Origin of the sequence: Achromobacter sp. UMC71, assembly GCF_014170305.1 — a bacterium.
Lineage (GTDB): Bacteria > Pseudomonadota > Gammaproteobacteria > Burkholderiales > Burkholderiaceae_B > Achromobacter.
This window is the reverse complement of the sequence record NZ_LZZT01000006.1, coordinates 1-15,539: the sequence shown is the minus strand read 5'-3', so window position 1 is coordinate 15,539 and position 15,539 is coordinate 1. Positions and strand designations below refer to the sequence as shown.

The following is a 15,539-nucleotide window of genomic DNA, read 5'->3' as shown; positions in this document are numbered from 1 at the left end:
GCGGCTTCATGGCAAGGTGGATTCGCCCCGCAGCAGATCGTCCAGCGTTTCGCGTTGGCGCACCACGTGGTAATTGGCGCCGTCGACCATGACTTCGGCGGCCCGTGGGCGCGTGTTGTAGTTGCCTGCCATCGTCATGCCATACGCGCCGGCCGATTCCAGCGCCAGCGCATCGCCTTGTTCCAACGCCAGCACGCGCTGGCGCGCCAGCCAATCGGCGCTTTCGCAGACCGGGCCGACGATGTCGTACTCGCTGGCATCATCGGCGCGTGGCCGCAGGGGGTGCACGCCATGCCAGGCGCCGTACAGCGCCGGTCGCAGCAGGTCGTTCATGGCGGCATCGACGATGGCAAAGTTGCGCGCTTCGGCGTGCTTCAGGTACTGGACGGTGGTCAGCAGCACGCCGGCGTTGCCGATCAATGAGCGGCCGGGCTCAAGCACCACCTGCAGATGATCCTGGCCGCGGGCCTGCAGGCGCTGGAAGACCTGGTCGAGCAGCGCCTTGGGTGAAGGCGGTGTTTCATCGGTGTAGCGGATGCCCAGTCCGCCGCCCAGGTCCAGGTGCGACAGGCGGATGCCGATGCCGTCCAGTTGTTCGACCAGGTCGAGCAGTTTTTCCAGGGCGTCCAGATAGGGGCTGATGTCCGTCAGCTGCGAACCGATATGGCAGTCCAGGCCGGTGATCTCCAGGCCGGGCAGCAGGCGGGCGCTGCGGTACGCATCCAGCGCCACGCCGATGGCAATGCCGAATTTGTTTTCTTTCAGGCCGGTGGAGATATAGGGATGGGTTTGCGCGTCGACATCCGGGTTGACGCGCAGCGCTACCCGAGCGCGTTGCCCCATTTCCTGGGCAATATCGGACAGGCGTTGCAGCTCGGCCTCGGATTCGACGTTGAAGCAATGGACGCCGGCCGCGAGGGCCGCGCGCATTTCCCAGGCCTGTTTGCCCACGCCCGAGAAGACGATCCTGGCCGGGTCGGCGCCGACGGTCAGGGCGCGCTTGAGCTCGCCGCCGGACACGATGTCGAAGCCGGCGCCCAGTCGGGCGAATTCCTTCAGGACGGCCAGGTTGGAATTGGCCTTCATGCCGTAGCAGACCAGCACGGGCCGCTGGCCGACGGCGCTGCGGTAGGTGTCCCACGCTGCCCTGAGGGCGGCGCGGGAATAGACGTAGAGCGGTGTCCCCAGTTTTCCGGCCAGATGGTCCAGCGGCACGTCTTCGGCGTACAGCACGTTGTTGCGGTACTGGAAGTACGGATGCCCGGCCAGTTCGGGCGGAACTGGGAACGCGGCGGTCATGGCAAGGTGGGGGCAGTCGGTATTTGCGGTACCTGGGGCCCAGTCTGGCGTTGCGAGGGCGGGGGCGGCTTGCCGTCAGGGGTCGGCATGTACAAAGGACCCTTGTATCCGCAGGCCGCAACCATGCCGGTCGCCATAAGCGTGGCTACAATGCGAAGAGACATGCGGCTGAATGCCAATTGGAACACTGGGAACTCCGTAATTCTTGCAGGCTCGATTATGACCGAAACCGAATTTCTTGCGTTGATCGACCAGGTGCTGGAAAGCATCGAAAGCCAGGCCGATGACTGGGCGGCTTCGCTCGACGTCGACGTCGAAACCAGCCGCAGCGGCAATGTGCTGACCATGGTGTTCGAAGACAATACCCACGTGGTGGTGAACAGCCAGGCCGCCATGCAGGAACTGTGGGTGGCCGCGCGCAGCGGGGGGTTCCACTACCGCTATGACGGCCAGAACTGGAACGATACCCGAGGCGGCCCGAAATTGCCCGACGCGCTGTCCCAGATCTGTTCCGCGGCGGCGGGCGTGCCCGTCACGATCCGACTGTAGCGTTCAGCAAAAAGGCCGGCGCAATGCCGGCCTTTTCTTATTTCCGTTCAGAACGGAATCTTTTGCGACCAGGGCTGGGCGTTCTGCGTGCCCACGCCTGGTGCGACCTTGATGCGGTTGTCTTCGCCGCTGTCGCTGTTCAGGCCATTCAGGAATTCGCCCAGGGTGTCGGCTTGGGGCAGGCCCAGGCGCGCGACGGCTTGTCCGGGCGGGAATTCCGAAAAATAGAATTCGCCGTTTTCCACGATGATGCCGTCGGGGCGGGGGCGCGGCTTTTCTTCCGGCACGCCCTTGAGCACGTCCTGCATGTAGTCGACCCAGATCGGCATGGCCACGCCGCCGCCGGTTTCGCGCGAGCCCAGCGACTTGGGCTGGTCAAAGCCCAGCCAGGCGGTGGCGACCAGGGACGGCGTGTAGCCCGAGAACCAGGCGTCCACGGATTCATTGGTGGTGCCCGTCTTGCCGGCGATGTCGTTGCGCTTGAGCAGCGCGCGGGCGCGGGCGGCAGTGCCGTAGGTGGCCACGCCGCGCAGCACGTCGTCCATGATCCAGGCGGTGCGCGGATCGATGGCGCGAGCAGCAGCGTCGCCCGCCACGACCGGCTTGGACTGCATCACGATCTTGCCATTGCTGTCGGTGACGCGGTCGATCAGGTAGGGCGTGATGCGATAGCCGCCGTTGGCGAACACCGAGAACGCGCCCGCCAGTTGCAGCGGGGTCACGGAGCCCGCGCCCAGCGCCAGCGGCAGCACGGCCGGCTGGCGCGCCTTGTCAAAGCCAAAGCGGGTCAGGTAGTCCTGCGCGTACTGCGGGCCGATGGCCTGCAGGATGCGGATCGAGACCATGTTCTTGGACTTGTACAGGCCCTGGCGCAGCGTCAGCATGGGCTCGTACTGGTTGCCGTAGTTCTTCGGGTTCCAGGCCTTGGAGCCGGTCTGCGCCGCGGTCAGCTCGAAAGGCTGGTCGGAGATCTGCGTGGCCGGCGTCAGACCACGCTCGAGCGAGGCGGCGTAAATGAACGGCTTGATGTTCGAGCCGGGCTGGCGCCAGGCCTGCGTCACGCGGTTGAAGTTGCCGCGGTAGAAATCGAAGCCGCCGACCATGGCGCGGATGGCGCCGTCCTGCGGCGACAGGGCGACAAAGGCCGCCTGCACCGAAGGCAGGTTGATGATTTCCCAGTTGTCGCCCAGCTTGCGGATGTAGACGACCGAGCCGCGCTTGATGCGCTGTTCAGGCTTGGCCTTGTCGTTGAGCGCGCGCGCCACCACGCCCAGCACCTTCTTGTCGGTGACGGTGATGACTTCGCGCGAACTGCGGGCCAACTTGACCTCGGTGGGGCTGGCCGACAGCACCAGCGCGGTCAGCAGGTCGCCGCTGTCGCTGAACTTGTCGAACACGCCGTCCAGGAATTCGTCCAGGGCCTGTGGGTTGTTCTCGGTGCCGGGCGGCAGGTCGAGCTGCTCTTCCGGGCCGGGGTAGGGCGCGCGGCGGGTGTATTCCAGCACGCCTTCGCGCACGGCGCGGTAGGCGGCTTCCTGGTCCTTGGACTGGACCGTGGTGTAGATGTTGATGCCGCGCGAATAGACGTTGTCCTGGTAGACATTGAACAGCAGCTGGCGCGCCAGTTCGGCGACGTATTCGCCGTGGATGGCATAGCCGCCCGCCGGCGTGCCTTCCGCCGACTTCATGACGATCTGCTGCGCCATCGCCTGCTTGTACTCAGGTTCGGTCAGGTAGCCCAGCGACTGCATGCGGCCCAGCACGTAGCGCTGGCGCAGTTCGGCGCGGGGGCGGTTCGAGATCGGGTTGAAGCGCGAGGGGGCCTTGGGGATGCCAGCCAGCATCGCGGCCTCGGCCGGCGTCACTTCCGACAGCGGCTTGCCGAAATAGGTGCGCGACGCGGCGGCAAAGCCGTAGGCGCGGTGGCCCAGGTAGATCTGGTTCATGTAGAGCTCGAGGATCTGGTCCTTGGTGAGCTCGGATTCGATCTTGAACGTCAGCAGCAGTTCGTAGAACTTGCGCGAGTAGGTCTTTTCGGACGACAGGTAGAAGTTGCGCGCCACCTGCATGGTGATCGTGCTGGCGCCCTGCGTCTTGGACATGTTGATCAGGTTAGTCAGGCCCGCCCGCACCACGCCCGTCCAGTCGATGCCGCCGTGCTGGTAGAAGCGGTCGTCTTCGGCCGCCAGCACCGCGGACTTCATGACGTCCGGGATTTCATTGAAACGCAGCACGTTGCGGCGTTCTTCGCCGAACTCGCCGATGAGCACCTTGTCGGCCGTATAGACGCGCAGCGGCACCCGTGGGCGGTAGTCCGTCATGGCGTTCAGGTCGGGCAGGTTGGGCCAGGCCAGGGCCAGCGCCATGCCCGCCAGCAGGACGCCGCACAGGAACAGGCCGACACAGAAGATGCCGGTCTTGACGAAAAATCGCAATATCGGGGAACCGTTATTGGCGGGCTTGTCTTTTTTGGAGGAATTCTGGGGCTTGCTCATCGCGGCGATTTTACGGGTATCTCCGGTCCCGCCTCAGTGTGGCGGATCGGTTTCTGTAACAAGATAGTTCAGTGTGGTGCGCGGGCAACTTGGCGGCAGATGTGATAATGCCGTCATGAACTTTTCCGCTCACTCATGTCCGGAGGCTGACCCGGACCTGGCGCCCTCCGGCGAGGCGCCCGAAAACTTGCCTTGCGCCTCGGAATGCGCAGGCAAGACCGTGTCGTTGCCGCATGACCTGCCCGTCTTCCTGGTCGGGATGATGGGGGCGGGCAAGACGACCATCGGCCGTGGCCTGGCGCGTGCCCTGGGGCGCGAGTTTATCGATCTGGACCATGAGCTCGAGGCGCGTTGCGGCGTACGGGTGCCGGTAATCTTCGAAATCGAGGGCGAGGCCGGTTTCCGTCGCCGGGAGTCCGCCGCTTTGGAAGAGTGTACCCAACGGCGCAACATAATTCTTGCCACCGGCGGCGGCGCCATCCTGGCCGCCGAAAACCGCCTGCGCTTGCACGAACGCGGCATCGTGGTCTATTTGAGGGCCAGCGTGGACGAATTGTTCCGCCGCACCTGCCGCGACCGCAATCGTCCCCTGCTGGCCACCGCGGATCCCCGCGGCACACTGCGCGATCTGATGACGCTGCGCGAACCTCTTTATAAAGAAGTCGCCGACCTGGTGGTGGAAACCGGCTCCATGCCCATCCACACCCTGGTCAAGGCGCTGTTGCCGCAATTACAAGCCTTCGAGAAGCAGATATGAACGTTGTTGAGGTCGATACCCCGGGCGGCCAGTACCCGATCCGCATCGCCCCGGGCCGCCTGGACGCCCTGGACCAGAGCATTCCCGCCGACGCCACCGCCATCGCGGTCGTGACCAACCCGACCGTGGCGGCCCTGTACGGTGAGCGCGCCGAGGCGGCGCTGGCCCGCACCGGCAAGCGGGTGCTGCGCATCGAGCTGCCCGACGGGGAATCCTATAAAGACTGGCAATCGCTGAACCTGGTGTTCGACGCCCTGCTGACCCATCGCCTGGACCGCCGTTGCGTGCTGGTGGCGCTGGGCGGAGGCGTGATCGGCGACATGACCGGTTTCGCGGCGGCGGTGTACATGCGCGGCGTGCGCTTCGTGCAGGTGCCCACGACCCTGCTGGCGCAGGTCGATTCGTCGGTCGGCGGCAAGACGGCCGTCAACCATCCGCTGGGCAAGAACATGATCGGCGCGTTCTACCAGCCGCTGGCCGTCGAAATCGACACCGACGTGCTGAGCACGCTGCCGGCGCGCGAAATTTCGGCGGGCCTGGCCGAGGTCATCAAATACGGCCTGATCCTGGATCCGGCCTTCTGGACCTGGTGCGAGGAAAATGCGCAAAAACTGCGCAATCTGGACCCCCAGGCCATCGCCTACGCGATCCGCCGTTCGTGCGAACTGAAGGCGCAGGTGGTGGGCAAGGACGAACGCGAGTCCGGCCTGCGCGCGATCCTGAACCTGGGCCATACCTTCGGCCATGCCATCGAGGCCGGCCTGGGCTACGGCGCCTGGCTGCACGGCGAGGCCGTTGGCTGCGGCATGGTGCAGGCGGCGGAGCTGTCGGCCGACGTGGCGGGCTTTCCGCGCGCCGATGTCGGCCGCGTGCGCGACCTGGTCACGGCCATCGGCTGCCCCGCGATAGCCCCGGACCTGGGCGCCGACCGCTGGCTGGACCTGATGCAGGTCGACAAAAAGACCGAAGGCGGGGAAATCCGCTATGTGCTCATGGCCCGCATCGGCGAAGCGATGATGCGGGCAGCGCCAGAAGACGCCGTGCGCGCCGTCCTGGCCCGAACCACCCAGTAAACGCAGGAGTGACGGTGTCGCAGATGAAAGAACTGGCTTCCTATGCATCCGACCCGTCCCGATCGCGCGGCCGGACCTACGCCGAGCCGCCGCCGGAAAACCGCAGCGAATTCCAGCGTGACCGCGACCGCATCGTGCATTCGGGCGCGTTCCGGCGGCTGGAGTACAAGACCCAGGTTTTCGTGAACCACGAGGGTGATCTGTTCCGCACCCGGCTGACGCACAGCCTGGAAGTGGCGCAGATCGCGCGCACGCTGGCACGCAGCCTGGGGCTGTCCGAAGACCTGACCGAAGCCATTTCGCTGGCCCATGACCTGGGCCACACGCCTTTTGGCCATGCGGGGCAGGACGAACTCAATGCCTGCATGCGCGAGCTGGCGCCCGAGGCGGGCGGCTTCGAACACAATCTGCAGAGCCTGCGCGTGGTGGACGAGCTTGAGGAACGCTACGCGGACTTCAACGGCCTGAATCTGTGCTTCGAAACGCGCGAGGGCATCCTGAAGCATTGCTCGGCGGCCCATGCGCGGCAGTTGGGCGACGTGGGCGAACGCTTCCTGTCTCGGACCCAGCCCTCGCTGGAGGCGCAGCTGGCCAATCTGGCCGACGAAGTGGCCTACAACAATCACGACATCGACGATGGCTTGCGGTCGGGCCTGATCACGCTGGAGCAGTTGCAGGACGTCTCCATTTTCCAGCGCCATCACGCCCAGGTGCTGGAGCGCTATCCGGGCCTGGCCTCGCGCCGGGCGGTGGCCGAGACCATCCGCCGCATGATCAATACCCTGATCACCGACCTGACGCAGACATCGCTTGCGCGTATCCGCGAGGTTGCGCCGGCCAGTGTGGACGACGTGCGGCGCGCGCCGCCGTTGGCGGGGTTCTCGGAAGGGATCCGGCGCGAAGCCGACGAGCTGAAGAAATTCCTGTTCGACAACCTGTACCGGCATTACCGCGTGCTGCGCATGACCACCAAGGCGCGGCGCATCGTGCGCGAGCTGTTCGCCGCTTTCCTGGATGATCCGCGCCTGTTGCCGCCGGACTACCGCCGCGCGGCTTTCAATGAGCAGGCCCGCGCCATTGCCGACTACATCGCCGGCATGACGGACCGCTACGCCATCCGCGAACACAAGCGCCTGTTCGACATGGCCTAGCGCCCGCCCTGGCGGTAAGCCAGGCGGGCGGCTCGCCGCTGTCAGCGATGCTTGCGGTAGGGCTCGTCCGCTTCGACGAAGGTGGCTTCGGCGCGCGCGTCGCGCATCCATTGCTGCATGGCCGGCAGCGCCAGCACCGCGTCCATGTAGTCGCGCACCGGACCCGCGGCGGCGATGCCGTAGGTGGTGAAACGCGACACGACTGGCGCGAAGAACGCGTCGGCGATCGAGAACGCGCCAAACAGGAACGGGCCGCCCTGGCCGAATTCGGCGCGCGTGTCCTGCCAGATGGCGTGCATGCGCGAGATGTCCTGCCGGGCAGCGTCGGGGATGTCGATGCCGGGCAGATGCGCCTCGATGTTCATGGGCAGCGCCTGGCGCAACGCGCCAAAGCCGCTGTGCATCTGGGCGGCCAGCGAGCGGGCCCTGGCGCGGGCCCGCGCCGCCTGCGGCCACAGGCGCGACTCGGGGCGCTGCTCGGCCACGTATTCGCAGATGGCCAGCGAATCCCAGACCGCGAATTCACCATCCAGCAGCACGGGCACCAAACCGGCGGGGGTGAGCGGCCCCAGGCTGCGCGCGAATTCGTCCGTAAACAGGCCAAGTTTTTGCTCGGTGAATTCGACGCCGGTGGCGCGCAGGGCGAGCCAGGGACGCAGGGACCACGACGAATAGTTCTTGTTGCCGATGATCAAGGTGTACATGCCGATTCCCCTTATGGATGGTGCGCTGTCTACCCGCCGGGCGTGCGGCGCAACAGCTTGCCCAGATAGTGGCCGGTGTGGCTGTCCGGCGCCGCCGCCACGTCTTCCGGCGTGCCTTGCGCCACCACGCGGCCCCCGCCGTCGCCGCCTTCGGGGCCCATGTCGACCAGCCAATCGGCGGTTTTGATGACGTCCAGATTGTGTTCGATGATCAGCACGGTATTGCCGCTGTCCACCAGTTGGTTCAGTACTTGTAGCAGCAGTTCGATGTCGCGGAAGTGCAGGCCGGTGGTGGGTTCGTCCAGGATATACAGCGTGCGGCCGGTGCTGCGACGCGACAGTTCCTGAGACAGCTTCACGCGCTGCGCTTCGCCGCCCGACAGGGTAGTGGCGCTTTGGCCCAGCCGGATATAGGACAGGCCGACGTCGATCAGCGTGTGCAGCTTGCGCGAGATGGCAGGCACCGATTCGAAATACTCCAGCGCCTGCTCGACCGTCAGGTCCAGCACTTCGCTGATGTTGCGGCCGCGATAGCGGATTTCGAGGGTTTCGCGGTTGTAGCGCTTGCCGTGGCAGACGTCGCAGGGCACGTACATGTCGGGCAGGAAGTGCATTTCCACCTTGACCACGCCGTCGCCCTGGCAGGCTTCGCAGCGGCCGCCCTTGACGTTGAAGCTGAAGCGGCCAGGATCGTAACCGCGGGTGCGCGCCTCGGGCACGCCGGCGAACAGTTCACGGATCGGCGTGAACAGGCCGGTGTAGGTCGCCGGGTTGCTGCGCGGCGTGCGGCCGATGGGGCTTTGGTCCACGCTGATGATCTTGTCGAAGTTCTCCAGCCCCTGCATCGACACGTAGGGCGCGGGTTCACTTTGCGCGTGATGCAGCTGGCGCGACACCGCCACGGCCAGCGTGTCGTTGATCAAGGTGGACTTGCCCGAGCCCGACACGCCCGTGACGCAGATCAGCCGGCCGGCGGGCAGGCTCAGGTCGACGTTCTTCAGGTTGTTGCCGCTGGCCCCGGTGAGGGTCAGCCAGGGCAGTTCGTCGTTGACCGGGCGCCGCGGCGGAATGGCGATGGCGCGCTTGCCGCTGAGGTACTGGCCCGTGAGCGAATTGGGATCGCGCTGCACGGTGTCGGGGTCGCCTTGCGCCACGACTTCGCCGCCGTGTTCGCCGGCGCCGGGGCCCATGTCCACGACCCAGTCGGCCATGCGGATCATGTCTTCGTCGTGCTCGACCACGATGACGCTGTTGCCCAGGTCACGCAGGTGTTGCAGGGTGCCGATGAGGCGGTCGTTGTCGCGCTGGTGCAGGCCGATGGAGGGCTCGTCCAGCACATACATGACGCCGGTCAGGCCCGAACCGATCTGGCTGGCCAGGCGGATGCGCTGCGCTTCGCCGCCCGAGATGGTGTCGGCGCTGCGGTCCAGCGACAGGTAGTTCAGGCCGACGTTGTTCAGGAAGCTCAGGCGCGCTTCGATTTCGCGCACGATGCGCTGGGCGATTTCCTGTTTGGCGCCGGTCAGGGTCAGGTCGCGAAACCACGCCAGGCAGGTCGACAGCGGCATGGCCTCGACTTCGTAGATGGCCTGGCCATGGCGTTCGCCGCCGCGCGGGTCGTGGCCGATCAGCACGTTGCGGGCTTCGGGCCGCAGGCGCGAACCGCCGCAGTCGGGGCAGGTCTTGATGTTGCGGTACTTGCCGAGTTCTTCGCGCACCGTGGCCGAATCGGTTTCACGCCAGCGGCGCTCCAGGTTCGGGATCACGCCTTCGAAGGTATGGCGCTTGACCGTGCTGCGGCCCTTTTCGTTCAGGTAGAGGAACGAGATTTCCTCTTCGCCCGAGCCGTACAGCACCTTGTCGCGGAGCGCCTCGGGCAGCTCTTCGAAGGGGGCGTCGATATCGAATTCGTAATGCGCGGCCAGGCTGGTCAAGAGCGAGTGGGTGAAGGCGTTGCGGCGGTCCCAGCCGCGGATGGCACCGGCCGCCAGGCTGAGTTCGGGGAACGCGACCACGCGCTTGGGATCGAAAAACCCGACCTGGCCGATGCCGTCGCAGCTAGGGCAGGCGCCCATCGGATTGTTGAAGCTGAACAGGCGCGGCTCCAGTTCCGGCAGGCTGTGGCTGCAGACGGGGCAGGCATAGCGGCTGGAAAAGACCTGTTCGCGGCCGTTGTCCATGTCCAGCGCCAGCGCGCGGCCGTCGGCCAGCTGCAGGGCGGTTTCGAAGCTTTCGGCCAGGCGCTGCTTGCTTTCCGGCTTGATGCGCAGGCGGTCGATCACGACATCGATGTCGTGCTTTTCGGTTTTCTTCAGCGGCGCCATGCCGTCGATTTCGGTCATCTGCCCGTCGACGCGCAGCCGCACGTAGCCTTGCGCTTGCAGGCTGGCGCATTCGTCCTCGAAGCTGCCTTTCTTGCCGCGGGCGATGGGGGCCAGCACCGCCAGCCGGGCTTCGGCCGGCCAGGACAGCACCGCGTCCACCATCTGGCTGACGCTTTGCGCCTGCAATGGCAGGCCGTGGTCCGGGCAGTAGGGCGTGCCCACCCGCGCATACAGCAGCCGCAGGTAGTCGTGGATCTCGGTGATGGTGCCGACCGTGGAGCGCGGATTGTGCCCCGCGGCCTTTTGCTCGATGGAGATCGCCGGCGACAGGCCTTCGATCAGGTCCACGTCGGGCTTGTCCATCAGTTGCAGGAACTGGCGCGCATAGGCCGAAAGGCTTTCGACGTAGCGCCGCTGCCCTTCCGCGTAGAGCGTGTCGAACGCCAGCGAGGATTTGCCCGAGCCGGACAGGCCCGTTACCACCACCAGCTTGTGGCGCGGCAGATCCAGCGAGACGTTCTTGAGATTGTGGGTGCGGGCACCCCGAATGCGTATGGTCACGTCTATCAGGCTCTTTTAAGCGGTTGCAAAGGCCAACTTGGTACTATAGCGCGCCGAGTCCTCCCCCGTACGGGGGCGTTCGTCAAGATCGCCTGATGCGGACCCGGCGCCCAGGATCAGACCGCAAGCGCATGACACCCCTCTGCGCGCACGGCCCTCGTCATCGTTGAAATTTCCGCATGCCGGCAGATACCAAACTGAAATTGACCCCGTCCGAGCGGCGCGCCAGCGTGGCGCTGGCTGGCTTGTTTGCCGCGCGGATGCTGGGGTTGTTCCTGTTGTTGCCCGTTTTTGCTGTCGCCGCCAGCGGCCTGCCTGGGGGCAATGACCCTGCGCGCGTGGGCCTGGCGCTGGGCATGTACGGCCTGACCCAGGCTTTCATGCAGATTCCGTTCGGCCTGGCTTCCGATCGCTGGGGCCGCCGGCCCGTGGTGATTTTCGGCCTGCTGCTGTTCGTGGCGGGCAGCATCGTCTGCGCCCAGGCCACGGATGTGTTCTGGATCACCATTGGCCGGGCCATCCAGGGCGCCGGCGCCATTTCGGCCGCCGTGACGGCTTGGCTGGCCGATGCTACCCGCGACGAGGTGCGTACCCGCGCCATGGCCATGGTGGGCGGGTCGATCGGGCTGTCCTTCGCCGTATCGCTGGTGCTGTCGCCGGTGCTGGTGGGCTGGTGGGGCCTGTCGGGCCTGTTCTGGACCATCGCCTGTCTGGGCGTGATCTGCCTGGGCGTGGCGCGCTGGGTCGTGCCGGTGGTGCCGCGCACCCAGGCCCGCAGCATGCAGGCCGCCAGTCCGCGCCAGGTGCTGACGCATCGCGACCTGCTGCGGCTGAACTTCGGCGTGTTCGTGCTGCACCTGATCCAAGTGTCGCTGTTCGTCGTGGTGCCCGCGCTGCTGGCCAAGGTCGGCGGCCTGGACGCCCGCGAGCTCTGGAAGGTCTACCTGCCCGTCATCCTGGTGTCGTTCGTGCTGATGGTGCCGGTGGTGTTCGTGGCCGAGAAGCGCCGCGCGCACCGCGGCGCCCTGCGGGGCGCGGTGGCCGGACTGGTGTTGGTGTGCGCGCTGCTGCCGGCGGCCAGCCATGGCTTTTTCACCCTGGCGGCAGCCTTGACCGGCTTTTTCGTGGCCTTCAATGTGCTGGAAGCGTTGCAGCCGTCGCTGGTGTCGCGGGTGGCGCCGCAAGCCTACAAGGGGCTGGCGCTGGGGTTTTACAACACCGCGCAGGCCGCTGGCCTGTTCACGGGCGGGGCGCTGGGTGGCTGGGTCGCCTCGCATTCCGGCGCGGGCGCGGTCTTCATCGGCGCCGCCGTGCTGGCCGCCGTCTGGCTGGCCGTTACCTGGGCGCTTAAACCGCTGGCGTAATCCCAGGGGGCCTGCAGGACGCGGAAAGTCGCGGATCGCGCCGCCAACGGTGCCCAACAGCGCTGAAATCGTTTCCCAAGGTGGATGGGTTTGTCACCATTGCCGTTTGGCGTGGCGGACGCTTTTCGTCGATAATAGAACCCAATTTAGGGCTTCACCGGCATCGCCGGTCATCGCTATGATGACCGGCGAGTTTCATGAAGCCGGTCTTCAACATCGCTATTTATGTTGTTGCCGGCGTGTCCGCGGCAACGTGCGGCGCAGGCTGTCAACAACAGAGGGACAACGGCATGGCATCGGTTAACAAAGTCATTCTCGTGGGCAATCTGGGTCGCGACCCGGAAGTCCGCTACAGCCCCGAAGGGGCCGCAATCTGCAATATGTCCATCGCCACCACCTCGTCCTGGAAGGACAAGGCCAGCGGCGAGAAGCGCGAAGAAACCGAATGGCACCGGGTCGTCATGTATAACCGCCTGGCCGAAATCGCCGGCGAATACCTGAAGAAGGGCCGCTCGGTCTACATCGAAGGCCGCCTGAAGACTCGCAAGTGGCAAGACAAGGACACCGGCGCCGACCGTTACAGCACCGAAGTCGTCGCTGACCAGATGCAGATGCTGGGCGGCCGCGAAGACGGCGGTGGTGGTGGCGGCAGCTACGGTGGTGGTGGCGGCTACGACGACGCGCCCGCGCGCCAGCCGCAGCAACGCGCCCCGGCCCAGCGCCCGGCGCCCCAGCAACGCCCGGCCGCCCCGCAAGCGGCGCCCGCCGGCGGCGGCGCCAACCTGGCCGACATGGACGACGATATTCCCTTCTGATCGGATTGCATCCCGCGCGCTCGCCGCGCGCCATCGAAAAGCCCGGCAAACCTTGTGCTTGCCGGGCTTTTTTGTTTCCTGCCGTAGATGTGACGTGGGTTTGTGGATGCCGGGGCACCGCGCTTGAGGGCAGGGGTGGCCCAGGTAAAGGCCCGAAGTCGCCTTTACAGGTTCTGTCCACAGGCTACGCACAGCCTGTCCACAGCTTACCCACTGATATTCCGGGTTTTTCCACCGGTTATGCACAGGGGGCTTGGGATCAGGCTTGCAAGTCCTTGTGCCGCCGGCCAGGAAATTCACCTGATCGAATTTCGATTTTGGGATCAGTGGCTGGAGGTCAGCCGCAGCTGGTCTAGCTTTGCGGGCATTGGGGCAATGACCTATCCACAGGCTGCACACAGCATCTCCACAGCTTGCCCACCGATATTCGAGGCTTTTCCACAGCTTGTTAACAGGGGTAGCCCAGAGTCCCTGCCGATGAGAACATCACATGGCCCAGCACATCTACGACACGCTGCCCGCGCAGCCGACGGAAGAGCAGGACCGACCCATGATGTTACCGGTAGCGGCGGATCGTTGAAATATCTGGTTTCACAAAAGCCTCTTGCCTTGTCTACCTAGTAGTAGGTAAGATTCATCCATCGACGCAGCAAACCCAGCAATACCGCGGCGTCGCCCCAAACCAGAAATACAGTAGTCCCCCTTTTTATTTGTCTTGTTATCTACCTATAAGTAGATAGTTTAACTGAACCGAACCAAGCATCGTTATCTGGAGATCCATCATGAAGACCCTCGTATCCGCCCTGATCCTGTCCGCCTCGTTCATCGGCGCCGCCCAAGCCGGCGAACTGGACTACCCGCCCGCCGCGAACACCCAAAGCACGGTGACCCGTGCCCAGGTGCAGCAAGAACTGGCTGCCGCCCGTGCCAACGGTGAATTGGCTTCCGGCGAAGAAGGCTATGCCGCCACCGCCTTTGCCAGCGCCGGCGACAAGAGCCGCGCCCAAGTGAAGCAGGAACTGGCTACTGCCCGCGCCCAAGGCCTGACCGAAAGCGGCGAACTGGACTACCCGCCCGTTCAAGGCTGAGGTTGATGGCGAGCTATGCGGACTCCGGGGGGCGGGATCTTTCCCGGCCGGAGTCCGCACGGTTGTTCCGGCTCGGGGCAAACCCGCCGATGACGAACCGATCTATTAGTAGGTAATATTCAGCCATGGACACTCCGACTCCCAACACCACTCGCGACCAGCTGCTGGCGCATGCCGAGAAGCTGATTCGCACGCGCGGCTGCAACGGCTTCAGCTATCGTGATCTGGCTGAACACGTGGGCGTAAAGACGTCCAGCATCCACTACTATTTTCCCGGCAAGGACGACCTGCTTTACGAGGCCGTCGAAGCCTATAGCGCCCGCGCTTTGGCGTCGGTGCGCAATATCGATACCACCCAACCGGCCCACGCCCAGCTCGAAGCCTATCTGTCGATGATGGAATCGAAGGCCTGTGGCCACGGTGAACTGTGCCTGGGCGGCATGCTGGCCGCCGAAGTGATGACCCTGCCCGACCGCGTGCGCGGCGCATTGCAGGGGTTCTTCCGGGCGCATGAGGTGTGGCTGGCCCGGGTGCTGGCCCAAGGCGCCGAAGAAGGCACGTTGAAATTCTCGGGCAGCGCCGACGCGGCCGGCCGGGCGGTGTTTGCCACGGTACAGGGTTGCATGCTGGTGTCGCGGCTGTTCCAGGCGCCGCCGGCCCTGTGCGAGGCGATCAGCGCCTTGTACGTCGAGTGCCAGGATAAGCCGGCAGCCTGATCGATCCGCGTGTTTTTTTGCCACGGCCGCAATGCGCAAGCTTGCGGCCGTTGTCATTGCGCCGCGGAAATGTGGAGGTTCAACGGCGTGTGCATCTTGGACGGATCGCCAGTATCGCGTCGCAACCTCGGTTCAACGTTGTCGCCCCAGCGTCTGGGCCTCTTATTACGCAGGCTCTGATCGGGAATCATTTTTCCTTGCTGGGGCCCGCCGATCTGCGGTATCAATAAACCAGACGCTGCGAGTGCTCGGCGAATCAGAATAGCCATACCGAGCTCGTTGCCGTTGCGTTTCGCGCATGGCCCGATGCCAGGAGCCAGATTTCCTCTCGGTTCCAGGAAGAGTGGCCCTGCGTCTGCGGACCGTACAAGACAAACAACATACATGGGAAGGAATGCGATGCGGGGAGCAACCATTCAATGTCTCGAGGGATCTCGGGACAATCGGCATTTTCGACAAGAACCGTCACGGACTCGCCTCTATGCGCTATGTCCACTTTCGCTCGCGCTGGTGGCCGCTTGTTGGATCGCGCCTGCTGCGGCGCAAACGGCGGCCTCCGCCGGCGCCCGCCGTTTGCGCCGCAGCAGGCGCGATCCAACAAGCGGCCACCAGCGCGAGCGAAAGTGGACATAGCGCATAGAGG

The 15,539-nt window shown here is 65.2% G+C and carries 13 protein-coding genes; 8 read left to right on the top strand and 5 right to left on the bottom strand.

Going from position 1 to position 15,539, the window contains the following annotated elements; translation table 11 throughout:
• Positions 1–6 precede the first annotated feature (6 nt).
• Together lysA and A9974_RS29365 are read right to left on the bottom strand one after the other, a co-directional pair.
• Positions 7–1,299, bottom strand: a complete 1,293-nt coding sequence (gene lysA, locus A9974_RS01685; RefSeq protein WP_183002458.1) for a diaminopimelate decarboxylase — start codon at positions 1,297–1,299, stop codon at positions 7–9.
• Entirely contained in the window at positions 1,296–1,463 is a 168-nt protein-coding gene (locus A9974_RS29365) for a lipoprotein (RefSeq protein WP_255467974.1), read from the bottom strand. The genes lysA and A9974_RS29365 overlap by 4 nt, the downstream gene beginning before the upstream one ends.
• Before the next feature lie 55 nt (positions 1,464–1,518).
• Between A9974_RS29365 and cyaY the strand changes: the two genes are divergently transcribed.
• Entirely contained in the window at positions 1,519–1,848 is a 330-nt protein-coding gene (cyaY, locus tag A9974_RS01675) for an iron donor protein CyaY (protein WP_025136314.1), read from the top strand.
• 47 nt (positions 1,849–1,895) lie between these two features.
• Here cyaY and A9974_RS01670 read toward each other — a convergent pair whose 3' ends face one another.
• Entirely contained in the window at positions 1,896–4,343 is a 2,448-nt protein-coding gene (locus A9974_RS01670) for a penicillin-binding protein 1A (protein WP_183002455.1), read from the bottom strand.
• Positions 4,344–4,458: 115 nt separating this feature from the next.
• On the opposite strand from A9974_RS01670, the gene A9974_RS01665 reads away from it, so the two are divergent.
• From A9974_RS01665 to A9974_RS01655, 3 genes are read left to right on the top strand one after another with little or no spacing between them, the layout of a single operon-like run.
• Entirely contained in the window at positions 4,459–5,100 is a 642-nt protein-coding gene (locus tag A9974_RS01665; RefSeq protein WP_183002563.1) for a shikimate kinase, read from the top strand.
• Entirely contained in the window at positions 5,097–6,173 is a 1,077-nt protein-coding gene (aroB, locus tag A9974_RS01660; RefSeq protein WP_183002454.1) for a 3-dehydroquinate synthase, read from the top strand. The genes A9974_RS01665 and aroB overlap by 4 nt, the downstream gene beginning before the upstream one ends.
• A gap of 23 nt (positions 6,174–6,196) precedes the next feature.
• Positions 6,197–7,324 (top strand): deoxyguanosinetriphosphate triphosphohydrolase, encoded by a 1,128-nt coding sequence (locus A9974_RS01655; protein WP_183002562.1) that lies wholly within the window; start codon positions 6,197–6,199, stop codon positions 7,322–7,324.
• A 41-nt stretch (positions 7,325–7,365) separates the two neighbouring features.
• Here the strand turns inward: A9974_RS01655 and A9974_RS01650 are convergent, their stop codons facing one another.
• Entirely contained in the window at positions 7,366–8,028 is a 663-nt protein-coding gene (locus A9974_RS01650; RefSeq protein ID WP_183002453.1) for a glutathione S-transferase family protein, read from the bottom strand.
• 29 nt (positions 8,029–8,057) lie between these two features.
• Positions 8,058–10,913 carry an excinuclease ABC subunit UvrA gene (gene uvrA / locus A9974_RS01645; protein WP_370539560.1) on the bottom strand — a complete coding sequence of 952 codons (2,856 nt, stop codon included), beginning with the start codon at positions 10,911–10,913 and terminating at the stop codon, positions 8,058–8,060.
• Between the two features lie 179 nt (positions 10,914–11,092).
• Between uvrA and A9974_RS01640 the strand changes: the two genes are divergently transcribed.
• The 4 genes from A9974_RS01640 to A9974_RS01625 all read left to right on the top strand — a co-directional run bounded on the left by A9974_RS01640 (position 11,093) and on the right by A9974_RS01625 (position 14,896).
• Positions 11,093–12,277, top strand: coding sequence for an MFS transporter (locus A9974_RS01640; protein WP_183002452.1), 1,185 nt, complete (start codon positions 11,093–11,095; stop codon positions 12,275–12,277).
• A gap of 290 nt (positions 12,278–12,567) precedes the next feature.
• Complete coding sequence (gene ssb / locus A9974_RS01635) at positions 12,568–13,092, top strand: single-stranded DNA-binding protein (protein WP_183002451.1); 525 nt, start codon at positions 12,568–12,570, stop codon at positions 13,090–13,092.
• A gap of 782 nt (positions 13,093–13,874) precedes the next feature.
• Entirely contained in the window at positions 13,875–14,180 is a 306-nt protein-coding gene (locus A9974_RS01630) for a DUF4148 domain-containing protein (RefSeq protein ID WP_183002450.1), read from the top strand.
• Between the two features lie 125 nt (positions 14,181–14,305).
• Complete coding sequence (locus tag A9974_RS01625) at positions 14,306–14,896, top strand: TetR/AcrR family transcriptional regulator (RefSeq protein WP_183002449.1); 591 nt, start codon at positions 14,306–14,308, stop codon at positions 14,894–14,896.
• Positions 14,897–15,539 lie beyond the last annotated feature (643 nt).